This window comes from Gordonia sp. SGD-V-85 (genome assembly GCF_001456905.1).
Lineage (GTDB): Bacteria > Actinomycetota > Actinomycetes > Mycobacteriales > Mycobacteriaceae > Gordonia > Gordonia hongkongensis.
The window spans coordinates 35,878-57,964 of the sequence record NZ_LNQO01000016.1; the positions used below are offsets into that span (position 1 = coordinate 35,878).

General features: G+C 67.6%; 17 protein-coding genes. 6 read left to right on the forward strand and 11 right to left on the reverse strand.

Annotated features, from left to right (window positions below):
* Nucleotides 1–7: 7 nt before the first annotated feature.
* The 5 genes from AS181_RS17440 to AS181_RS17460 form a co-directional block, all read right to left on the reverse strand.
* A complete protein-coding gene (locus tag AS181_RS17440; protein WP_058252868.1) occupies nt 8–1,654 on the reverse strand; it encodes an acyl-CoA synthetase in 1,647 nt (548 codons plus the stop codon).
* A gap of 295 nt (nt 1,655–1,949) precedes the next feature.
* Nucleotides 1,950–3,623, reverse strand: coding sequence for an HNH endonuclease signature motif containing protein (locus tag AS181_RS17445; RefSeq protein WP_082652967.1), 1,674 nt, complete (start codon nt 3,621–3,623; stop codon nt 1,950–1,952).
* A 538-nt stretch (nt 3,624–4,161) separates the two neighbouring features.
* Nucleotides 4,162–5,238 (reverse strand): acyl-CoA dehydrogenase family protein, encoded by a 1,077-nt coding sequence (locus AS181_RS17450; protein ID WP_058252807.1) that lies wholly within the window; start codon nt 5,236–5,238, stop codon nt 4,162–4,164.
* A gap of 8 nt (nt 5,239–5,246) precedes the next feature.
* The gene (locus tag AS181_RS17455; RefSeq protein WP_058252808.1) at nt 5,247–6,452 is read right to left on the reverse strand and encodes an acyl-CoA dehydrogenase family protein; all 1,206 of its coding nucleotides are present in this window, start codon (nt 6,450–6,452) and stop codon (nt 5,247–5,249) included.
* A gap of 46 nt (nt 6,453–6,498) precedes the next feature.
* A complete protein-coding gene (locus AS181_RS17460; RefSeq protein ID WP_058252809.1) occupies nt 6,499–8,175 on the reverse strand; it encodes an AMP-binding protein in 1,677 nt (558 codons plus the stop codon).
* Nucleotides 8,176–8,289: 114 nt separating this feature from the next.
* Here AS181_RS17460 and AS181_RS17465 point away from each other — a divergent pair, with 114 nt between their 5' ends.
* Both AS181_RS17465 and AS181_RS17470 read left to right on the forward strand, forming a co-directional pair.
* Nucleotides 8,290–9,609 carry an MFS transporter gene (locus AS181_RS17465; protein ID WP_058252810.1) on the forward strand — a complete coding sequence of 440 codons (1,320 nt, stop codon included), beginning with the start codon at nt 8,290–8,292 and terminating at the stop codon, nt 9,607–9,609.
* 132 nt (nt 9,610–9,741) lie between these two features.
* Nucleotides 9,742–10,695 carry a DUF808 domain-containing protein gene (locus tag AS181_RS17470; RefSeq protein WP_058252869.1) on the forward strand — a complete coding sequence of 318 codons (954 nt, stop codon included), beginning with the start codon at nt 9,742–9,744 and terminating at the stop codon, nt 10,693–10,695.
* Between the two features lie 51 nt (nt 10,696–10,746).
* On the opposite strand, the gene AS181_RS17475 is transcribed toward AS181_RS17470, so the two are convergent.
* From AS181_RS17475 to AS181_RS17500, 6 genes are all read right to left on the reverse strand, one after another.
* Entirely contained in the window at nt 10,747–11,529 is a 783-nt protein-coding gene (locus tag AS181_RS17475; protein ID WP_058252811.1) for a sulfite exporter TauE/SafE family protein, read from the reverse strand.
* Nucleotides 11,530–11,617: 88 nt separating this feature from the next.
* Nucleotides 11,618–12,724, reverse strand: a complete 1,107-nt coding sequence (locus AS181_RS17480; RefSeq protein WP_058252812.1) for an ABC transporter ATP-binding protein — start codon at nt 12,722–12,724, stop codon at nt 11,618–11,620.
* A 55-nt stretch (nt 12,725–12,779) separates the two neighbouring features.
* Nucleotides 12,780–13,667, reverse strand: a complete 888-nt coding sequence (locus AS181_RS17485) for a carbohydrate ABC transporter permease (protein WP_058252813.1) — start codon at nt 13,665–13,667, stop codon at nt 12,780–12,782.
* Nucleotides 13,667–14,620: a carbohydrate ABC transporter permease gene (locus AS181_RS17490; protein ID WP_058252870.1), complete on the reverse strand. Its 954-nt coding sequence runs from the start codon at nt 14,618–14,620 to the stop codon at nt 13,667–13,669. The genes AS181_RS17485 and AS181_RS17490 overlap by 1 nt, the downstream gene beginning before the upstream one ends.
* A 2-nt stretch (nt 14,621–14,622) precedes the next feature.
* A complete protein-coding gene (locus AS181_RS17495) occupies nt 14,623–15,981 on the reverse strand; it encodes an ABC transporter substrate-binding protein (RefSeq protein ID WP_058252814.1) in 1,359 nt (452 codons plus the stop codon).
* Nucleotides 15,978–17,018 (reverse strand): sugar-binding transcriptional regulator, encoded by a 1,041-nt coding sequence (locus AS181_RS17500; RefSeq protein ID WP_058252815.1) that lies wholly within the window; start codon nt 17,016–17,018, stop codon nt 15,978–15,980. Before AS181_RS17500 ends, AS181_RS17495 begins: the two co-directional genes overlap by 4 nt.
* A gap of 150 nt (nt 17,019–17,168) precedes the next feature.
* On the opposite strand from AS181_RS17500, the gene AS181_RS17505 reads away from it, so the two are divergent.
* The 4 genes from AS181_RS17505 to AS181_RS17520 all read left to right on the forward strand — a co-directional run bounded on the left by AS181_RS17505 (nt 17,169) and on the right by AS181_RS17520 (nt 21,981).
* Nucleotides 17,169–18,224, forward strand: coding sequence for an NAD(P)-dependent alcohol dehydrogenase (locus tag AS181_RS17505; RefSeq protein WP_058252816.1), 1,056 nt, complete (start codon nt 17,169–17,171; stop codon nt 18,222–18,224).
* Nucleotides 18,221–19,696 carry a mannitol dehydrogenase family protein gene (locus AS181_RS17510; protein WP_058252817.1) on the forward strand — a complete coding sequence of 492 codons (1,476 nt, stop codon included), beginning with the start codon at nt 18,221–18,223 and terminating at the stop codon, nt 19,694–19,696. Before AS181_RS17505 ends, AS181_RS17510 begins: the two co-directional genes overlap by 4 nt.
* Entirely contained in the window at nt 19,693–21,093 is a 1,401-nt protein-coding gene (gene xylB, locus AS181_RS17515; RefSeq protein WP_058252818.1) for a xylulokinase, read from the forward strand. The genes AS181_RS17510 and xylB overlap by 4 nt, the downstream gene beginning before the upstream one ends.
* Nucleotides 21,094–21,186: 93 nt before the next feature.
* A complete protein-coding gene (locus tag AS181_RS17520; RefSeq protein ID WP_058252819.1) occupies nt 21,187–21,981 on the forward strand; it encodes a class I SAM-dependent methyltransferase in 795 nt (264 codons plus the stop codon).
* Nucleotides 21,982–22,087: the final 106 nt, after the last annotated feature.

The following is a 22,087-nucleotide window of genomic DNA, read 5'->3' on the forward strand; positions in this document are numbered from 1 at the left end:
CTGCGGGTCAGAGCGGGCCGGTCGGGAGGTGCCGGCGGACGAGCTTGCCGGTGGGGTTGCGAGGCAGGTCTTCGACGAAGACGACGTCGCGGGGCACCTTGTACCGGGCGAGGTGCTTCTTGGCGTGCGCCTTGATGTCCTCAGGCGTGGGGTTCGCATGTTCGGCGGCGACGATGAAGGCGCGCAGACGTTTTCCGTATTCGTCGTCGTCGACGCCGATGACCGCCACGTCGTCGATGTCGGGATGCTCGCCGAGCAGGTTCTCCACCTCGAGCGGGTAGACGTTCTCGCCGCCGGAGACGATCATGTCGTCGTCGCGGCCGTCGATGTGGAGGAGCCCGTGCTCGTCGAACCGGGCCATGTCGCCGGTGGACATGTAACCGTCGATGATCTCCTTGTTGCGGCCGTCGGTGTACCCCTCGAACGGGGCGCCGTTGCGCACGAACAGCCTGCCGCGCACGTTGGTCCCGGAGATCCGGTTGCCCTTGTCGTCGAAGAGCGCGAGTCGGCTCGTGACCGGTGCGCGGCCCACCGTCCCCGGTGCCAGACGCAGCTCCTTCGGTTGCGCGACCGTGGCGATCGCGACCTCGGTGGAGCCGTAGAGGTTGTAGAGCACGTCACCGAACGTGTCCTGAATGGCTTCCGAAAGTGTCGGCGACAGAGCCGAACCCGCGAGCACGACGATCTTCAGCGACGACACGTCGTACTTGCCGATGACGTCGGGACCCAGGGCGACCATGCGGTGCAGCATGGTCGGGACGGCGACCAGCACCTCCGCCTTGTGCTCGGCGATCGCGGCGAGGGTCTTCTCCGCGTCGAACCGACGCATCACCACGGTCTTGTTGCCCAGCGCCGTCCCCACCCCCCACAATGCGAAACCGGTGGAGTGGAAGATCGGCGAGACGATCACCATGGCGCTGCGCTGCGGCAACGAGATCCGGTCCAGCAGAAGCGCACTGGCGAACGGTGACATCTTGGATCGCTGGGCGCCCTTGGGCAGTCCGGTCGTGCCGCTGGTGAGGATGACGAGTCCACCCCACGCGGCTGGTTCGGGCGGAGTCGACGTATCGCCGGTGGCTGCGATGTCGTCGAGGGTCTGGACGCCGTCGCCGACGGGGCGGTTGCCGTCGATCCAGGTGACGATGCGCAGGGTGTCGGCGGGGAGGGAGTCGGCGAGGTCGGTGAACTCCTCGTCGTAGAGCATCGCCACGATCTTCTCGCGTTCGGCGACCTCGGCGAACTGGGTCTTGCCGAAGCCGGTGTTCATCATGGCCAGGCGGAACCCGGCCTTGCCCGCGGCGCTCATGGTGGTGAGCAGACCCCGGTGGTCCCGCGCGATGACGCCGATGACCGATCCCGGCTTGATGCCGGACGCGAGCAGGTGGTTGGCGAGTGCGTTGGCGTGCGCATTGAGTTCACCGAAGGTGAGCTCGCCGTGCTCGTCGGCGACGGCTCCGGCCTCGGGATACTCGTCGGCACCGTGTGCCACAGCCGCCGCACACGGACCGATGATCTTGGCCCGCTTGACCGTGGTCAGCAGCTCCTTGGGTTTCGTCGGATCCACGAGACCCGATCGCCGCAGGACCTTGAACGCCCCAAAGGCATCCTGCGCCGATTCCACCACCGTGCCGACCGCACCGGTCACCGAGACCATGTCCACCCCACCTTCCGCGGCTGGGCCGCGTCGTCGCTCTCTTCCGGTTCGCTGCGCGCCCGACGCACCCTGGTCACCGTCGTCACCAGCCGTGCCACAGGTGCAGGATATGCCGACCATGCCGACCGATGTCCGTTTCACCCGAATCGGTTGTCACACTGATCAGTTCACCGCATTTCGCACTCAGGTCACCGTTCGCCGTCCCGATGGGGTCGACCGAACGGCGATCTCGTGGCGACAGGCTACCAAGTCTGACAACTCGCGTCATCAGATTGGAGCCCCACGTGCTCTCGGGTCAGTACGGCGGTGGGTCGATGCGGTCGAGTTCTTCGCGGGCTCGTTTGTTTCGGGCGCGTTCTTGTCGCCGGCGGGCCAGTTTGGCGTCCAGTCGGCTGTGTGTGCGCTCCGGGTTGTCGGAGGCGATGACCCGTGGTGTGGGTGGGGCTTGGGCGGCTTGCTCGAACCGGATCCGCCGAAGGTTCGGGAAGGTGTCTTCCAGCGTCTCGGCGTCGCCGGGCAGAGTGACCCCTTCGGGCGTTTCGTATTCGGTGACCAGGCGACCGTCGTCGTCGCGGTACTGCACATCAACCCAGTCCCCGTGGGTCTTGAAGAGGTGACTGGGGCGGCATTTGGTGTTGAGGTTCTCACTCGACGTCGCCCCACCCCGGGCGGGGTCGGTGTGGTCGTACTCGGTGACATGGTCGAGATCGCACGCGAATGCCGAACGGGTACAGCCGGGTTCGGTGCAATACCCGTCCCGCACCCGCACGAAATCAGCACACGACGCGGTGGGCCGATACCCGTTGCCGGGATGGGTCGCCGGATACACCACCGCCACACCCGCGGCGGTGACATCGGTCGAGTCGCCGAAGTGGGTTGCGGTGGAATGCTTCTCGCTGTCGGCTCGGGTGTCCTCGGCTGGTGCCGGGCGTTGGGCGGTCCGCCGCTGGTCATCGTCATTGGTGCTGGGGGCGACGTAGGTGGGTTGGGTGCGGGCGGGGGTGACCGGGGACAGCGTGGCGTCCGGGCGGGCGGCGAGGTCACGGACGTGTTCGTCGCTGATGATGCCGTGTTCGTCGAGGAACCCGACCCCGGGTGCCCCGGCCAGGGTCGCGGCATCGGTGACCACATGGATCACGATCTCGGCGCGGACCGCGTCGAGGACGCTTTGCGGGTCCGGGATGTCGGCAGTGCACGGCTGTTCATCGTCGCACTGGCAGTCGAAGCTGGTGCGGGTCAACAGCGCGAACATCGCATCGGATCGTCGAATCCCCTGGGTGCGGCCATCTCGCTTACAGACCGTGTCGGCGAGGATGGCGACGGCTTTGGCCGAGATCCGCACGTTTTCCGCCGACATGACGGCGGTGAGTTCGGCGGTGCCGTCGGGCAGTTCGTGGCTCCATACCCCACGTTGGTCCATGGCGTCTTTGCGGCGTTGGCGTACCGCGTCGGGGTCGTGGCGAAAGACGAGGCGGTCGACCATGTCGCGCAGGCGGGCCCGATCCCACACCCCTTTTCGGCGGCGCACCGTGTCGGCGATCTCGGCATCCAACGCGGGGGTGATCGGGTCGTCGGTGGGGATCAGTTCGGTGCGGGAGATGATGAGCCGGATCTGCCACTGCGACAGGACCCCGTCACGCAGGGTGTCGGCAACCTCGGGGAGCCGGTCGCGTAGTGCGATGGCCTCGTCGATGAGGGTTTCGGCGTGCCGGCGGGACACCCCGGCTTGGCGGGCGATGCGGGCCGCGCAGTCAGCATGGCCGTCCATGACGAACCCGGACGCGCTGGTGGTGATCAGGCGGTCGGTCATTGCTGCGATCGTCTGATACTGGTGCCAGGCGAGGTAGGACTCGCCGCGCCGGGTGGCGTCGAGGCCGGCCATCAACATGACCATGTCGGTCTCGGCCGCGTGGGCAGGATCGACCCCGGCGATGTACTCGCCCGGCAGATCGGTCCACGCCTTCACCACGCCCCCCGACGCTTGTTTCGTCACCCGCCCCGAGCTGGGTGAGCTGTTACCAACCAATCTAAACCCGACCACCGACAAAACGTGGATGAGTCTCCACAGCAGATGACATCGTCGTAGACGAAATGTGCGCTGGGCGTTGCGGTATGGTGCCGTCCGGGTCGGTGGTGGCTGAGATCGTCGGGTCGCCAGGTGGTTTCGACACGGCGACTCGCCTAGCGGCTCGTTGCCGGCTCAACCAGCGGAGGGGTATCGGCTCGACCAGCGGAGGGAAGGGGTGGTCGCCAGGTGGTTTCGACACGGCGACTCGCCTAGCGGCTCGTTGCCGGCTCAACCAGCGGGGGTGGGCGACTCGCCTAGCGGCTCGTTGCCGGCTCAACCGGCGGAGGTGTGCCAGCTCAACCAGCGCGGGGAGGGGCGCCTCGCTCCGCTCGGGGCCGGCTCGACCAGCGACGGATTTCGCGGCTGCGCGCCGAGCGCTCCGCAGGTCAGCGACGACGACTAGGCCGAACGCGCCGATCCGGAACCGCTCCGCCGGCGCTCACACCGACGCCGCGCGGGCCCGTCCGAGCATGGCGCGCGCGACGGTGTCGACGTGCACGCCCTCGTCCTGGAACAACAACTGGTCGGTCTTGGCCCGCCGGAAGTGGTGATGCAGCGGGTGCTCCCACGTGAACCCGATCCCGCCGTGGATCTGGATGGCCTCCTCCGCGGCGTACATGGCGGCCCGCGAGGCCAGCACGCGAGCCGACGCGGCCCGCTCGGCCAGATCCGCGTCGTCGAAGCGGTCGACATCCGCGGCGTCGAGGACCGTCGCCTCGGCGAGCTCGGTGGCAACGAGCATGTCGACGAGGCGGTGTTTGAGCGCCTGAAACGATCCGATCGTGCGACCGAACTGCTGACGCGTCTTCGCGTAGTCCACCGTCATCTCGAGGCACCGGCGGGCGATACCCACCTGCTCGGCAGCCAGGGCGATCATCAGCAGCGACCGAACCCGGCGCAGCCGCTCCTCGAGATACGGGCCCGACACCCGGGTCGCCTCGACACCGGTGAACTCGACAGTCGCGAACTCTCGTGTGAGATCCAGGCTTTCACGCTGGTGGCGGCCGACACCGGCAGAGCTGCCGTCGACGACGGCGAGTTCCACACCGGACGCGGTGTGCGCGACGACCACGAGCACGTCGGCCGACGCCGCGTCGAGGACGACGTCCTGCCGTCCGTTCAGGACGAGCGTTCCCTCATCGGTGACCTCCGCACCGATCGACGAGGAGACCACGGCGGGGTCGCAGACGAGTGCGGCGCGCCGCTCCCCGGACGCGATGGCCGGCAGGTGTGCCCGTCGCCCCTCGTCGTCGGCGGCATGGAGCAGGGTGAGGCCGGCCATGATCACCGACGAGAGGTACGGCGAGGAACCGAGACAGCGACCGTGGGCGGTCATCACGACCGACGCGTCCTTCACCCCGTACCCGGCCCCGCCCAGATCCTCCGGAAACGGGATCTCGGTCAGTCCGAGTTCCCGAATCGACGGCCAGACATCCTGCGCCGGAGCGTGTTCCGACCACGCATCGGTGAGGGCGGCCTGCAGATCGCGCTGCTCCACGGTGAGTTCGATGGGCATGTGTACTCCTAGCGGGGTTCGCGCGGCAGTCCGAGGCCGCGTTCGCCGATGATGTTCCGTTGGATCTCGTCCGAGCCGCCCGCGATGCGGTACCCGGGTGCGCCGAGCAGATGCTCCGACCATGCGAACGTGTCGGGCTCGCCGGTGTCGGCGACGATCCGGTCGCCGAGGAACGACGCCGCGGCGTCGCCGACGCGCTTCAGGTTCTGCGTCCACACGAGTTTGCCGATGGAGCCCTCGACACCCGGGACGGCACCGGCCCGTTCACGTTCGGCGTAGCGCGCCACCATGAGGGCCGCCGCCCGTTCATAGATCGCGGCGTCGCCGAGCTGCTGGCGGGCCAACGGGTCGTCGGACAGTCCGAGACGGTCGGCCAGGCGGGCGAGGTCGACGCTGTTACCGCCGGCACTGACGATCCCGGCGCTGGAGTTCCGCTCGAAACCGAGTGTGGTGAGCGCGACCTTCCATCCGTCGCCCTCGGCACCGACCCGCAGGGAGTCCGGTAGTTCGACGTCGGAGAGGAAGACCTCGTTGAACGTCGACCCACCGGACATCTGCCGGATCGGCCGCACCTCCACGCCGGGCGTGTCCATCGGGACCATGAATGCGGTCATGCCCTTGTGTTTCGGCGCCGACCGGTCGGACCGGGCGATGAGCAGACCCCACTCGGAGAACTGCGCGCCGGAACTCCACACCTTCTGGCCGTTGATCCGCCAGGTGTCCCCACTCCGAACGGCTTTCGTCGACAAGCCGGCCAGGTCCGAACCCGCCCCGGGCTCGGAGAACAGTTGGCAGCACAGCTCGTCCGCGCGCAGGAAGGGGCGGACGAACCGCTTCCGCTGCTCGTCGGTCCCGAGTGCGTGCAGGGTCGGCGCCACCAGTTCGACTGTCACCAAAACGTTCTCGTGGCGTTCGGGGGCCTGGTATCCGCGTTCGAGGTTCACGTAAACGCGTTCGTGGCCCGCGGTGAGACCCGGTCCGCCCCACTCCGGGCCCCAGGTGATCGCGCCGAAGCCCGCGTCGACGCGTCGGGCCTGCCACGCTCGCGCCGCGTCGATCAACGCACGCTCCTCGTCGTGCGTCCGATTGTGGAAGATGGCGTAGGTCGGGTCGTGCTCCTGTGCAGCCCAGGCCGGCAGTTCGGCGTCGAGCCAGGCCCGCGCCTGTTCTTCGTAGTCATCGAGCGTGATCGCGCCCGGTGCGGTCGTCGTCATTCTCGTCGTTCCTGTCCTGCTCGGTCGTGCTGTCCTGCTGGATTTCTCACCGTTCGTGCGCCGCGGAGATGGTCACGGCCTGCATCTGCGGCGGTGTGGTCGTGCGGTCGCGGGTCCAGTCGCGGAGGGCGAACTTCTGGATCTTCCCGCTGGCCGTCTTCGGCAGGGAGTCGACGACGAACACGCTCTCCGGGACCTTCTGCATCGCGATTCCTCTCGCGGAGAGGAACTCTCGAACCTCTTCGAGGGTGAGGTCGACGGCGTCCCGGGTGACCACGAACGCGCACCCCCGCTCCCCGGTTCGGGCGTCCGGCCCGGCGACGACCGCGATCTCGGCGACCGCGGGATGCTCACTCAGTTCGTTCTCCACGTCGTGGGTGCTGATCTTCTCGCCGGACCGATTGATGATGTCCTTGATCCGGCCGACGATGTGGATTCCACCGTCGGCATCGAAGTAGGCGAGATCACCGCTGCGGAAGAACCCGTCGGCGGTGAAGGCCTCGTCGTTGAGCGATGCGTCGAGGTATCCGAGGAAGGTGTCGGGCCCGCGCCACAGCACCTCACCGACGACGCCGGTCGCAGCGATACCCCCGGCGCCGTCGGACACGATGACCTCGGTCGGGGCGAGCACGCGGCCATCGGTCCCGGTACGCAGGCGGGGTTCGTCGGAGCGATTGGCGGACGTCACCGACGGCCCCTCGGTGGCGCCGTACATCCGCGTCACGGTGCCCAGCACCTCGGTGGATCTGGTCACCAGCGAGTCCGGGATGTCGGCACCCCCGCAGATGATGTAGCGCACCGACGGTGTGCGTACGCCACGCGCGACGGCCGCGTCCAAGAGGCCACGTAGGAACGGGGTCGCGAAGATCATGAAGCTGGCGCGCTCCTCGAGCACCCTCGTCAGTGCGACCTCCGGGTCCCACGCGTCCTGGAGCACCACCGGCGCACCGAGGAGGAAGGGCAGGGTGAGGGCGCAGTTCACGCCCGTCACATGCGTCACCGGCGACGGGTTGAACACGACGTCGCGCTCGTTGAGTCCGAACGTGTCGATCATCGACATGTTCTCGAACACGAGGGTGTTGTGACTGTGCAACGCGCCCTTCGGATCCGCGGTGGTCCCCGATGTGTACAGCAGCAGGCATACGTCGTCGGGATCGGCGGGCGGCAGCGCGCGCACCGCCTCGATCATCTCCGGCGTCGCGGACGCGATCAGATCGGCGAGTCCGACGGTCTGGCCGTCGGTTGCCTGGCCGTCGGTCGTGACGACCAGGTCCAGTTCCGGAAGTCGTTGTCGGAGAGTTGCATACATCGCGACGTGATCGAATCCTCGGTGTGTTCCGGGAACGAAGGCGACCTTGGTGCCCGCCTGGCCGAGAATGAACCCGACCTCGCGTTCCCGGTAGATCGGCACGATCGGGTTGGCGACACCACGGACCCGATGGATCGCATGGAAGACGACGACCGCCTCGGCCGAGTTGGGGAGCTGGAACGACACCACGTCGCCCGGCTGCACACCGCGGTCGTGGAGCGCCGCGGCCAGGCGCAGGGATTGCTGTTCCACATCGGCGAAGGTCAGCCGCCGGTCGCCGTCGATGACCGCGACCGTGTCGGGATACAGCGCGGCGGCCCGCTCGAGGAAGTGGTCGACCGTCTGGTCGCGCCAATGCCCCGCCGCCCGGTAGCGCACGGCGAGATCGGGACGTGGAGAGTGCGTGGGACGCATGGTGATTCCTCCGGATGCTCTTGCCGATTGCTCGTGACGCGTTCTACAGTAACCCACGTCTCACTAAATATGTACATATTAGTGCCCCAGAGTCCATTCCCAGAAAGAGACCTCATGGCATCCCAGGATCGACGGAGCCGGCGAGCGGTCGTCGCGGCCGGCATCGGAACGGTGGTCGAGTACTACGACCTGACGGTGTACGCGTACCTCGCGGTCGTGGTCAGCCCGCTGTTCTTCCCCAGCGATGACCCGACCGCCTCGTTGTTGTCCAGCCTCGCCGTCTTCGCGTCGGCATATCTGATGCGGCCGATCGGCGGCATCTTCTTCGGACGTCTCGGCGACCGCTTCGGCCGCAAACGAGCGCTCCTGGTGTCGGTGATCCTGATGGGTGTGGGCACCACGCTCATGGCCCTGCTGCCCACTTACGCCGCGGTCGGGGTCCTCGCGCCGATCCTGCTGGTCATCGCCCGGTTGCTCCAGGGCTTCTCGGCGGGCGGTGAGCTCGGCGGCGCGCTGACCTACGTCTACGAGATCGTCGGACCGAAGCGTCGCGGTCTGGGCGGATCGATCGTTGCACTGGGCTCGAACAGTGGCTTCGCCCTGGCTGCGATCGTCGTCGCGACCACCTCGGCACTGACCTCCGAGGCCCAGATGGACAGTTGGGGCTGGCGCATCCCGTTCGTCGCCGGCCTGCCGCTGCTGGTGCTCTGCCTGTGGCTGCGAACCCGCATCGAGGACTCGCCCGAGTTCACCAAGACCGCCGAACGGCGCGAACTGCCGAAGGCGCCGCTCCGAGAGCTGTTGCGCAGTCAGCCCGCCCAGGTCCTGCAGGTCCTCGGGTTGGGTATCGCTCAGAACGCGACCGGGTACATGGTGCTCACCTACATCGGCATCCACCTCGTCCGCGAGGGTGGATACAGTCAGACCGCGGTCACCTGGACCGCCGCCGGCGTGATCGTCTTCATCGCATCGTGTATGCCATTGGCTGGAATCCTGGTGGACCGCTTCGGAAGTCGGCCCGTCCTCATCGCCGGCCTGCTCACCGCCGCCACCCTCGCCTACCCCGCGATGGCTCTGATGACCGGGCACGGTCTGGCGGTGGCCGCCATCGCCTTCGCGGTGTTCGCACTGTGCACCCCGCTGATCCAGGTCGCCACCGCGCCGCTGTTCCCGTCGCTGTTCGACACGAAGGTTCGTCTGACCGGTGTCGCCCTCGGCTTCAACCTGTCGACGGTCCTGGCCGGCGGGACCGCCGCCTACATCGCCACGTGGCTCATCGACCGCACGGGCAACTCGCTCTCCCCCGCCTACTTCCTCATCGGTTCGAGCGCGATCGGTCTGCTGGCGCTGTTGACGATCCGACGGAAGCGCCGCGGACTCGGCGAGGCCGGTGACGCTGCCGACGACACCCCGGCCGTTCCCGCGCGTACCTGACCCGACCCGGCGTCATCCGGCGCCCGACAACCGAATCCGACGAAACGGACGCGGACCGCTCTGCACGGTGTGGTCCGCGTCCGTTTCGGCATACTGTTCGAGAACTCAGTTCCTCGAATCCCGGAGGTTCACGTGGCCAGTGGTCTCGTCGCCCTGCTCGATGACATCGTGACCCTCACCCGGGCGGCCGCCGCATCTCTCGACGACATCGGCGCGGCGGCCGGTAAGGCCAGCGTCAAGGCGGCGGGAGTCGTGGTCGACGACACCGCGGTCACACCTCGCTATGTCCACGGGTTCACGCCCGACCGCGAGTTGCCGATCGTGCGCAAGATCGCCCTGGGCTCGATCCGCAACAAGTTGCTGATCATCCTGCCGGTGGCGATGATTCTCAGCCAGTTCCTCCCACAGGCGCTTCCCTACCTGCTGATCGCCGGCGGCCTGTTCCTCTGCTTCGAGGGCGCCGAGAAGGTCTGGGAGGCGATCGGCGGCGGCCACCACGCCGAAGAGCAGACCGCTGGCCAAGCCGGTCCGGAGTTCGAGAAGACGATGGTCAGCGGCGCGATCCGCACCGACCTGATCCTGTCCGCCGAGATCATGGTCATCTCGTTGTCCTCCGTCGAGTCCGAACCGTTCTGGACCCGTCTCGCGGTCCTCGTGGTCGTCGCCTTCCTGATCACCGCGCTCGTCTACGGCGTCGTCGCCGTCATCGTGAAGATGGACGACGTCGGGCTGGCACTGGCGCAGCGCGAGTCGCCGACGGTGCAGAAGATCGGCCGCGGTCTGGTCCGCGCCATGCCCAAGATCATGTCGACGCTGACGGTCGTCGGTATCGCGGCCATGCTCTGGGTGGGCGGCCACATCCTGATCGTCAACGTCGGCGAGGCCGGCTTCCATTGGCCCGCCGATCGGCTCCACGACGTCGAGCACTGGTTCGAAGAGCTGGTCCACGGCGGCTTCGGCGCCGTGCTGTCCTGGACGGCCGGCACCGTGCTCTCCGCCGTCGTCGGCCTCGTGGTCGGTGCCATCATCGTGGCGATCCTGCACGTCATCCCGCGGCGCAAGAAGGACACCGCCGCCGCGCACTGACCCGAGGCCCGTCGACTGGGCGTCGATTCACGTCGACCGTGCACCCCGGGATCACGCGAGCAGTCGCCAGAGGCCGATGAGCCCGACGACGACGATCACCCCGCGAAGCGCGCGGGGGGAGAGGCGCCGCCCGTACCTGGCGCCGAGGAAACCGCCGATGAGCGAGCCGACGGCGATGGCCGCCGCGGCCCACCAATCGATCCGGTCGAACGCGACCAGCGTGTACGTGACGGCGGCGACGACGTTGACCACCAGGGACAGCAGGTTCTTAGCCGCGTTCAGCCGTTGCAGGTGGTCGGGGACGACCACCCCCAGGATGCCCATCAAGAGGATGCCCTGCGCGGCGGTGAAGTAGCCGCCGTAGACACCGACGGCGAATGTGCCGAGGGTCATCGCCGCGATCCGCAGGGGACCGAGGTGCGATGGCGTGAGGTCTCCGCCGGGGGACGTGCGAGTGCCCACCCATCTCTGGATGTAGGGCTGGGCGACGACGAGGATCAGCGCGGCGACGAGCAGAATCGGGACCACGGTCTCGAACACCGTCTCCGGCAGATGGAGCAGAAGCCAGCAGCCGGCGATCGCACCGGTGAACGACGCCGGAATCTGCCACCGGAGTCGCGGCCACTGGCCCTCGAGTTCACGCCGGTATCCCCACGTTCCGGACACCCCGCCGGCGACGAGGCCGATCGCGTTGGACATCGTCGCGGTGACCGGCGGGACGCCGAACGCGACCAGCGTCGGGAACGTGATGAGGGTTCCGCTGCCCACGAGGGCGTTGATCGCGCCCGCCCCGACGCCGGCGACGAGTACGACGACTAGTTCCCAGATGGTCACAGTCTCCGAGGGTGCCTTCCGAGCTATTCGGCGGGTGCACCGGGGTGGTTTCGACGCGCGCTCGAGCACGCAGGCCGGGACCTACTTGTCAGTTGATGCGGTCTCCGGTGGACGGGTCGAAAAGGTGCACCGCACTGTCGGACTGGCGCAGGCGGATACCCTCACCGCGCTTGGCCGGGGCCCGGTCGGCAGACCGCGCGACCATCACCATCGGATCGCCGTCGAGGTTGCGGACCGAGTCGTCGGCGAGGTTGGCGTAGATGTAGGTCTCACTGCCGAGTTCCTCGAGGAGGGCGACGTCGGCGTTGAGTCCGGTGCCACCGTCGGACAACGCGAGGTGCTCCGGACGGATGCCCACGACCACGGACTCCAGACCGGAACGACGCAGCGCGGCCTGCGCTTCGGCGTCGATGTCCACGGCGGCACCCGACACGGTGATCACACCGTCGACGACCGGCGCCACGAAGAGGTTCATCCCCGGCGAGCCGATGAACCCGGCGACGAATGCGTTGACCGGGCGGTCGTACAGTTCCGTCGGCGTGGAGAACTGCTGCAGCACACCGTTCTTCAGGACAGCGACACGATCCCCCATCGTCATCGCCTCGACCTGGTCGTGGGTGACATAGACGGTCGTGGTGCCCAGACGCCGCTGCAGGGCCGCGATCTGGGTACGGGTCTGAACGCGGAGTTTGGCGTCGAGGTTCGACAGCGGTTCGTCCATGCAGAAGACCTGCGGTTCGCGAACGATGGCCCGCCCCATGGCGACACGCTGCCGCTGGCCACCCGACAGCTTCGCCGGCTTGCGGTCGAGGAAGTCGGTCAGGTCGAGCAACCGCGCGGCCTCGGCGACCTTGCGCTTGCGCTCGTCGGCGGGCACGCCCCGCATCTTCAACGCGAAACCCATGTTCTCCCCAACGGTCTTGTTGGGGTACAGCGCGTAGTTCTGGAAGACCATCGCGATGTCGCGGTCCTTGGGCGCGACGCCGACCATGTTGTCGCCACCGATCCGGATCTGACCCGAGTCGATCTCTTCGAGCCCGGCGAGCATGCGCAGGGCGGTGGACTTGCCCGAGCCCGACGGTCCGACGAGGACCACGAACTCACCGTCGTCGATGTCCAGGTTCAGTGAGTCGACGGCGAGTTTGTCCGCGCCGGGGTAGACGCAGCAGGCCTTGTCGTAGGTGATGGAAGCCATGATGTTCTCCGGTTTCTACAAAGGTGTTGTGCGAGTGCGTGTCAGAGGGAGTGGATCACTTGATTGCGCCGAATGAGAGGCCGCGGACGAGCTTGTTCTGGGCGATCCAGCCGCAGATGACGACCGGCAGCGCGGCGAGCACGGATGCGGCGGACAGCTGCGCCCAGTACAGGCCCTGGCCGGACATGAAACCGGTCAGGAACACCGGCATCGTCTGCGCGTTGACCGCGGTCATGTTGACGGCGAAGAAGAACTCGTTCCACGAGAAGATCACGCAGATCAGTGCTGTCGCTGCGATTCCCGGCGAGATGAGCGGGAGGATGACTTCACGCACCGAGGTCCACAGACTGGCGCCGTCGATACTGGCGGCCTCGAGGAGTTCGCCGGGGACCTCGAGGAAGAACGACCGCATCATCCACACCGCTATCGGTAGGTTCATCGCGGTGTAGAGGATGACCAGCGTCCAGATGTTGTCGAGCATCCCGATCTCGCCGACGATCACATAGAGCGGGATGATTGCGGCGACGATCGGCAGCATCTTGGTGCTGATGAAGAAGAACAGCGCATCCCTGGTCTTGCGTACGGGGCGCAGCGACAGCGCGAACGCAGCCGGCACGCCGAGCAACAGCACCAGGATCGTCGACACGATCGTCGCGAACAAGGAATTCAACAGGGGTGTGGCGATTCCGGCGTCGAAGACGTCGCGGAACTGCTGCAGTGTGGGCTCGAAGATGAAGGTCGGCGGGTTCGTCGCGGCGTCGCTCTCCTGCTTGAACGCCGTCAGCACCATCCAGAGCACCGGGAAGAAGAACCCGATCGCGAGGATCCAGGTGACGGCGGTGAGGGCTGCCTGGCGCGGTTGTCGACGACGGCGGATCTCGGTGCCGGACTTGTCTTCTGTATTGCGCGCCGAGGAATGGTCGGAGCGAATGTCGGTGGTCATCAGGCCGGCTCCTCTGTTCCGGAGAATGATTTGAAGATCAGTCGCAGGGCGAGCGTGGCGACGACGATTGTGCCGATCACCGTCACGACACCCATCGCAGCGGCCTGGCCGATGTCGAAGCCGAGGAACGCGCGCTGGTAGATGTAGTACGACAGATTCGAACTGGAGACACCCGGACCACCGGAGGTCATCATGTACACCGCGTCGAAGGTGTTCACCAGGTAGATGGCCCCGAGCACCGCACCCAGTTCGATGAACCGGCGCAGATGCGGGAGTGTGAGTTCCCGGAAGAGCCGGAAGCTCGTGGCGCCGTCGACGCGTGCCGCTTCCTGGATGTCACGGGGCATCGATTGCAGGCCCGCGAGGATCAGCAGCATCATGAACGGCGTCCACTGCCAGACCAATTCGGCCATCACGCTCATCAGCGGGAACTCCGACAGCCAGTCGGTCTCGATACCGAACGGACTCAGCGCCCAGTTGACGAGTCCGTTGGTCGGCGAGAGCAAGCTCGTCTTCCACAGCAGCGCAGCCGCCACCGGGGTCACCAGGAACGGCGTGATGAGCAGTGTCCGAACCACGCCCCGGCCCAGAAACTTCCGGTCGAGCAGAAGGGCGAACATCAGACCGAGGAGCACCGAGATGAGCACCGTGCCGACGATCAGCAGGATCGTGTTGACCGTCACCCGCCAGAACTGACTGTCGCCGAAGACCGCGACATAGTTGTCGAGACCGACGAACGCACGCGAATCCGGACGTACCAGGTTCCATGACTGGGTGGAGTAGTACAGCGTGAACACGAACGGGATCTGCGTGACCACGATCAAGAAGATCAGGGCCGGCAGGAGCGGGCCGCGACGCCGCCAGCCCTCGGCGCGCGTGACGTGATCACGCGAGGACGTCAGCGGTGCCTTCGGGGTCGTGTCGGGTGGTGGAGTGGAGACTGCGGTGGCCATGATCACTGCTCCCTTTGGTAGGACTTGCCGACGACCTGGGCGTACTCCTGTGCCTGGGCGAGCGCGTCGTCGACACTGATCTGACCGGCGATGGCTGCCGAGATCTGTTGACTCACCCGGGTTCCGAGGTCTTGGAACTCCGGGATCGCGAGGAACTGGACGCCGGTATAGGGCACCGGCTCGAGGGTCGGCTTCAACTGGTTCGCTGCGCGCATCGCGCTCAGTGTCTGCTCGGCGAACGGCGCGGCGAGTTCCTTGTAGGCCGGCAGTTCATACGTGGACAGGCGGCTGCCCGGTGGGACGTGACTGGGCCCCAGGGACTCCGAGACGTACTCGATGTAGCTCTTGCTGGTCATCCACCGGATGAACTTCCACGCCTCGTCCTGGTGCTCGCTGCTGGTGGGGATGCCGAGCGACCAGGTGTAGAGCCAGCCGTTGTCTCCCTTGGCCATACTGGGCGCCGGCAGGTAGCCGACGTCCCCGGCGATCGACGAGGTGTCCGGGCTCTCGAGCACCGACACCGCCGAGGTCGCGTCGTACCACATCGCGACCTGGCCCTGCGACAACAGGTTTCCGCACTCCTGGAAGCCCGACGACGCGGCACCGGCCTCGCCGTGGTTCCGGACGGTGTCGACGTAGAACTTCACCGCCGCGGCGACCTCCGGACTGTCGAGCTGCGCGTTCCAGTCCTCGTCGTACCAGCGGCCGCCGAAGGCGTTGATCACCGTGTTGAGTGGGGCGAGCACCTCACCCCAGCCGGGCTTGCCGCGCAAGCAGATGCCCGCGGTGCGCTCGTTGTCGAGCTTGGCCGCCGCCTCCGCGACCTGTGGCCACGTCGGTTGGGCCGGCAACGACACCCCCGCCTCGGCGAAGAGCTTCTTGTTGTACATCAGGAACGACGACTCGCCGTAGAAGGGCGCCGAGTACATCGAACCATCGTGAGACAGAGCCGTTTTCAGCGTCGGGATGAAGTCGTCGGCGTCGTACTCGGGATCCGCATCCATGTACGGGCTCAGATTCACGAGCCAGCCGTACTCGCCCCACATCGGGGTCTCGTAGTTGCTGATCATCACGACGTCGAACTCACCGCCGCTGGTGGCCACCGATGCGGTGATCTTGGCCCGCGCCTCGTTCTCGGAGAGGGTCACGAATCGCACCGTGACGCCGGGATTCTGCTCCTCGAACTGCGTGGACAGCTTGACCGCGTCCTGCATCTGCGAGTTGGAGACCATCGCGACGGTGATCTCGCGACCACCGCCGCCGGTGAGTGAACCGGCGCCGGAGCAGCCGGTCAGCACCAGCGTCACGGTCGCGATGATCGCACCCAGCGCCCATCGCACTCGGTGTCGGGAGAACATCATTGTTCGCCTTTCTCTTGCACCACAAGCCATTCGGCGGTGGCGAGGTCGGTGACGAGAATGGTGGCGTAGCCACCGCGCAGTGCACCGAGGATGGACTCGCGACGGTGTGTGCCACCGGACACGAGGATCGATGTCGGGCATGCCCGGACCGCGTCGAGCGACACCGAGACGGTCCGATCGACGAGACTGGAGGGCACCGCGACGCCGTGCGCGTCGTAGAAGCGTCCGCCGATCTCTCCGACCGCGCCGAGTTCCAGGAGTTCGTCGAGGACGACGGCATCGATGAACGAGCCCTCGAACAATGTGGTCGACGTCGACACCGACCCGACGCCGAAGAGCATCACCTGCGCACCGCGCGCCGCCGAGAGCGCCTGCGACAGAATCGAATCACGGTTCACGGCGGTGACCGTCTCCGGGTCGACATAGAGCGGTGCGACCAGCCGCAGCGGACGGGCATGAAGACGTTCGGAGAACCGGGACAGTGCATGGTCGACGCCGGTGTGGTACTCCACCGAGGTCATCGAGCCGTCCATCTGCACGACCCGCTGACATGACGCCGATGCGGCCATGGCGTCGGCGACAGCCACCTGCTCCGGCCCCCAGGTGAATCCGAAGGTGTCGGTCGCCTGGATGCGGCGGGTGAGCACCGAGGCCCCGGCGCGGCCGAGCGCGGCGTTGCCGGTGGTGGTGCCGTCGGCCACCTCGTCGATGACGAGCACCTCGTCGAGACCGAGGGTCTCCTCCACCGCGCGCTCGAGATCGGTGTGGATCGAGGCCGAGAGGTGCGCCGGCGCAGCCACGGACACGCGGACGAGGCCTTGCGCCCGGGCTCGCGCCACCAGCCGACCGGCGGTCGGCCGCGAAACGCCCAGGCGTGATGCGATCTCGGCCTGGGTGAGCCCCTCGAGGTGGTACATCGTCGCGGCGCGGACGAGAAGACGCAGGTCCTGGCCGGAGTCGGGAGTTCCGCGCGAGGCCGCGCGGACTGTCGAGACGGACGGCTCGCCGTCGTCGCTCGTCGACTTCCGAGGTGCCATGGTCGCGTGCCCCGTCCCTGTCGTCGCCGTCGCCCGTTGAGCCAACGACGGTGAGCATCTGCTCACTGGCGGTCAATGTGCTCAATAAGCTAGCATCCGGGTGTGACCCACGCAACAACCGATCGCCCCATAGCGGACGTTCCCGACGCCATGCGCGCCGCCGTCCTGCATCCCGATCTCTCGGTGACCACCGAAAGTCGCAGGTCTCCGCACCCGGAGCCCGGTGACGTCACGGTGGCCGTACGCGCGGTGGGGGTCTGCGGGTCCGACACCCACTACTTCCGGCACGGACGGATCGGCGAGTACGTGGTCCGCGAACCGCTCGTCCTCGGTCACGAGGCGGCCGGGGTCGTCGTCGCCGTCGGGGAAGGGGTGGACCCGGGCCGGGTCGGCGAGCGGGTGTCCATCGAACCGCAGCGTCCCGACCCGACCACAGCGGAGAGCAGACGCGGTGACTACCACCTGTGCCCACACATGCGGTTCTACGCGACGCCTCCGGTGGACGGCGCCTTCGCCGAGTTCGTGACCATCGGAGCCGATTTCGCGCATCCCGTGCCACCCGAGGTCTCCGACGAGGCCGCCGCCTTGTTCGAGCCGCTCTCCGTGGGCATCGCCGCGATGCGCAAAGCCGAGGTGTCGGTGGGCGGCTCGGTCCTGATCGCCGGCGCGGGTCCGATCGGCCTGATGGTGGCGCAGGTCGCCCGGGCGTCCGGTCTCGCGCGCATCGTCGTCAGTGAGCCCGATGAGCAGCGACGTTCTCGCGCAATCGAATTCGGTGCCACCACGGTGATCGAGCCCGGAACCGGGAGCGAACCCGTCGATGCCTTCGTCGATGCCAGCGGTGTCGCGGGTGCGGTCCGGGATGGACTGGCCCGGGTGCGTCCCGGCGGGCGCGTCGTCCTCGTCGGGATGGGCGCCGACTCGATGGAACTGCCTGTGTCGCTCATTCAGAACCGCGAACTGGTGCTGACCGGAGTGTTCCGCTATGCCAACACCTGGCCGACGGCTCTCGCGCTGGTCCGGAGCGGCGCCGTCGACCTCGATGCGATGGTCACCGCCCGGTTCGGACTCGACCAACTCGCCGACGCGCTCGACTCCGATCGCACACCCGGCACCATCAAAGCTGTGGTCTACCCGTCTATTTCTAGATACCTGCCCGGGCCCGCCGATACCGCCCCGAACGAGACGGAAGGAACTCGTCGATGAGCACACCCCTGAACAACGAGACGATGTCGGGCCTCGCCGGCGTGGACGTCCCGACCTACGACCGTTCGGGCGTCACCCCCGGGATCGTGCACTTCGGTGTGGGCGCGTTCCACCGTGCACACCAGGCTATGTACCTCGACCATCTCCTCGCCACCGACGCGTCGGCGAGCGGGTGGGGCATCTGCGGGGTCGGCGTCCGTACGGCCGACGCCGCGATGCGCGACGCCCTGGGGCCGCAGGACGGACTGTTCACACTCACCCTCAAACACCCCGACGGCGCCGTCGAGACCTCGGTGATCGGATCGATCGTCGAATACCTCTACGCTCCAGACGATCCTGAGAAAGTAATCGAGCGGCTCAGCGACCCGGCGACACGCATCGTCTCGCTGACGGTGACCGAGGGCGGCTACAACTTCTCACCGTCGACCGGCGAGTTCGACGCCACGAACCCGGACATCGTCGCCGACCTCGAGGCCAGTGCGCCGCCGCGCACCGTCTTCGGACTGGTGACCGAGGCACTCGCGCGGCGCCGGGACCGCGGTGTCCCGTCGTTCACGGTCATGTCGTGCGACAACATCCAGGGCAACGGCCACATGGCACGATCGACCTTCCTCGCCTATGCGCAGCTACGCGATCCGGAACTGGCCGCGTGGATCGAGACCAACACCCGGTTCCCGAACTCGATGGTGGACCGCATCACCCCCGCGACCCCGCCCGGACTGGCCGCCGAGGTCGCTGATCGCACCGGTGTCGACGACAACTGGCCGGTGGTCGCCGAGCCCTTCACGCAGTGGGTGCTCGAGGACGACTTCTCGATGGGACGCCCTGCACTGGAGCAGGTGGGAGTCCAGGTCGTCGAGGACGTCACCCCGTACGAGCTGATGAAGTTGCGACTGCTCAACGCCGGTCACCAGGCGCTGTGCTACTTCGGATATCTGCTCGGGTACCGCTACGTCCACGACGCGTCGTCGGACCCGGACATTCGGAACCTTGTGCGCCGCTACATGACCGAAGAAGGAGCCACCACCCTCCGTCCACTTCCCGGCGTCGACGTCGAGGAGTACATCGACACCCTCCTCGAACGTTTCGCCAACCCGGCGATCGGTGACACCATCGCGCGCCTCTGCCAGGACTCCTCCGACCGCATCCCGAAGTGGCTGGTCCCGGTGATCCGCGAGCGCCTCGAACGGGACCAGCGAAGCGACCTCGCCGCTGCGGTCGTGGCGAGCTGGACCCGCTACGCTGAGGGCACCGACGAGGCAGGGGAACCGATCGACGTCGTCGACCCGCTTGCGGCCGAACTCGTTCCGCGAGCGCAACGGTCCCGCACCGACCCGCTGGCCTTCGTCGCCGACCCCGAGTTGTTCGGTACCCTCGCGCAGGATCCGCTGTTCACCACTCCGTATCTGTCGGCGCTGGAGTCGTTGCGCAGCAAGGGAGCCCGCGCGACGCTGATCGACCTGCTCGCATGACGACGCTGGTCGCCGGGATCGATTCGTCGACCCAGTCATGCAAGGTGGTCGTCTGTGACGCCGACACCGGGCAGGTGGTGCGCACCGGACACGCTCCGCACCCCGCCGGTACCGAGGTGCACCCGGATCACTGGTGGGACGCACTGTGCTCTGCGGTCGCCGCCGCGGACGGCTTCGACGACGTCTCCGCGGTGTCCGTGGCGGGCCAGCAGCACGGCATGGTCTGTCTGGACGGGAATGGCCGGGTGGTCCGGGAAGCGTTGCTGTGGAATGACACCCGTTCCGCACCGAGCGCTGCTGCTCTCGTCGACGAGTTCGGCGGATCCGAGCAGTGGGCGCGCTCGGTCGGGGTGGTGCCGGTGGCTTCCATCACCGCGACCAAACTCCGCTGGCTGGCCGACCACGAACCGGCGCACGCCGACGCCACGGCTGCGATCTGTCTTCCGCACGATTGGCTGACCTGGCGACTGCGCGACAGTCGCGACCTCGCCGAGCTGACGACCGACCGCAGCGACGCCTCCGGCACCGGCTATTTCAGCGCGGCGACCGGCGAGTACCGAACCGATCTGCTCGACGCCGCGTTCCGCGGCCGTCGACCGCTTCTGCCCCGGGTCCTCGGCCCCGCGGAACGGGCCGGCGTCACGCCGTCCGGCGTCGTCGTGGGCGCCGGCGCGGGCGACAACGCCGCAGCCGCACTGGGACTGCACGCCGGCCCCGGGGATTCCGTTGTCTCCCTGGGCACGTCGGGCGTGGTCAGCGCCGTCGGCGACGTGGCGCCGAATGATCCGTCGGGTCTGGTGGCCGGGTTCGCGGACGCGACCGGGCGTCACCTGCCGCTGGTCTGCACCCTGAACGGCGCCCCGGTGCTGGCGTCGACCGCGTCGATGCTCGGCGTGGACCTGGCCGAGTTCGCGCGGTTGGCCATGTCGGCTGAGCCCGGCGCGGGTGGCGTCACGATGGTGCCCTACTTCGCCGGCGAGCGCTCGCCGAACATCCCTGACGCGACCGGCACGCTGACGGGGCTGACCGCGGCCAACTTCACCCCGGCCGCGATCGCCCGCGCGGCCGTCGAGGGCCTGGTCTCGTCTCTGGTGTTCTGCCGCGAACGGATCGAGCAGCAGGGCATCGACGTCGAGCGCGTGCTGCTCACCGGCGGTGGCGCGAAGTCGGCTGCGGTGCGCCACATCGCACCGGGTCTGTTCGGCGGCAAGGTCGTCGTCCCCGCCGACGGCGAACACGTGGCGCTCGGTGCGGCGCGACAGGCCGCGTGGGCCCTGACCGGTGAACTGCCCGCGTGGGAGACATCGACCCAGACGCTCACCGGGACGCCCACGCCCGAGGTGTACGCGCACTACCGGGAGGCCTCGCTCATGGTGGAACGCGAGGCGGGGCGGTAGGACTGCGGCGGCCCGGATACGCCGAACGTCCGGCGGCCGTGCGCACTTGCCGGGACAATGGCCCGGGGTCGGTACACAACCGAGGAGTGAGCGATGGTCGATTGGGACGGTGACCGGTACGCGGACGTGAGCGCCTTGCAGCGCATGGTCGCCGAGGAGTCGATCGGCGACCTCGAACTCGCCGGGACCGAACGCCTGCTGGACATCGGGTGCGGCGACGGCTTCATCACGATGCTGCTCGCCGACCGGCTGCCGTCGGGCTCGGTCGTCGGCGTCGACGCCTCGCGCCGGATGATCGAACGCGCGCTCGTGCGGGTCCCGGCGGACCTGCTGCGCGTCCAGTTCCACGTCGACGACGTGCTTGCCCTGCCCTTCGACGACGACTTCGACATCGCGGTGTCGTTCAACGCGCTGCACTGGGTGCACGACCAAGGGGCGGCGCTGCAAGGAATCGCGCGCAGTCTCGTCGACGGCGGTCGGGCGGTGCTGCAGATGGTGTGCGCCACCGAGAGACCGAGTATCGAAGACGTGGGGATGGAGGTCGCGGCGCAACCGGAGCGGAAGCGCTACTTCGACGGCTTCGACGCGCCCTACGTCCACGTGGAACCATCGCGGTTCGGGGAACTCGCCACCGACGCCGGGTTCATCGTGGACGACCTGGCGGTGAAAGACCTTAGCTGGCGGTTCGATTCGGTCGACGACTTCCGGGCGTGGTTCGCGGTCGGGGCGTCAGATTGGACGAGCCGACTACCGGACAGTGCGGTCGACGATTTCGTCGATGCGGTCATCGATCGCTACACCGAGGTCGTCGGCGAGCCCGCACTGTTCCGGTTCAGTCAGTTGCGCGCCTCGCTGTCTAAACCTGCTCGCTCAGAGAACCTTTGCTGACCTCCGGTCACCCCGACCCCTGTTCCGAAAGAACCACAGCCACACCGGCCCGTCCCGCTCCCTGAGGAGCGCCCGGAGCCTGCGGAGGGCGCGTCACGAAGGGTCT

Bases quoted from the DNA above. Each gene is read 5' to 3' on its own strand.
- AS181_RS17440 (WP_058252868.1), bottom strand. From the start codon at position 1,654: ATGGTCTCGGTGACCGGTGCGGTCGGCACGGTGGTGGAATCGGCGCAG.
- AS181_RS17450 (WP_058252807.1), bottom strand. From the start codon at position 5,238: ATGCCCATCGAACTCACCGTGGAGCAGCGCGATCTGCAGGCCGCCCTC.
- AS181_RS17455 (WP_058252808.1), bottom strand. From the start codon at position 6,452: ATGACGACGACCGCACCGGGCGCGATCACGCTCGATGACTACGAAGAA.
- AS181_RS17460 (WP_058252809.1), bottom strand. From the start codon at position 8,175: ATGCGTCCCACGCACTCTCCACGTCCCGATCTCGCCGTGCGCTACCGG.
- AS181_RS17465 (WP_058252810.1), top strand. From the start codon at position 8,290: ATGGCATCCCAGGATCGACGGAGCCGGCGAGCGGTCGTCGCGGCCGGC.
- AS181_RS17480 (WP_058252812.1), bottom strand. From the start codon at position 12,724: ATGGCTTCCATCACCTACGACAAGGCCTGCTGCGTCTACCCCGGCGCG.
- AS181_RS17485 (WP_058252813.1), bottom strand. From the start codon at position 13,667: ATGACCACCGACATTCGCTCCGACCATTCCTCGGCGCGCAATACAGAA.
- AS181_RS17490 (WP_058252870.1), bottom strand. From the start codon at position 14,620: ATGGCCACCGCAGTCTCCACTCCACCACCCGACACGACCCCGAAGGCA.
- AS181_RS17495 (WP_058252814.1), bottom strand. From the start codon at position 15,981: ATGATGTTCTCCCGACACCGAGTGCGATGGGCGCTGGGTGCGATCATC.
- AS181_RS17500 (WP_058252815.1), bottom strand. From the start codon at position 17,018: ATGGCACCTCGGAAGTCGACGAGCGACGACGGCGAGCCGTCCGTCTCG.
- AS181_RS17505 (WP_058252816.1), top strand. From the start codon at position 17,169: ATGCGCGCCGCCGTCCTGCATCCCGATCTCTCGGTGACCACCGAAAGT.
- AS181_RS17510 (WP_058252817.1), top strand. From the start codon at position 18,221: ATGAGCACACCCCTGAACAACGAGACGATGTCGGGCCTCGCCGGCGTG.
- xylB (WP_058252818.1), top strand. From the start codon at position 19,693: ATGACGACGCTGGTCGCCGGGATCGATTCGTCGACCCAGTCATGCAAG.
- AS181_RS17520 (WP_058252819.1), top strand. From the start codon at position 21,187: ATGGTCGATTGGGACGGTGACCGGTACGCGGACGTGAGCGCCTTGCAG.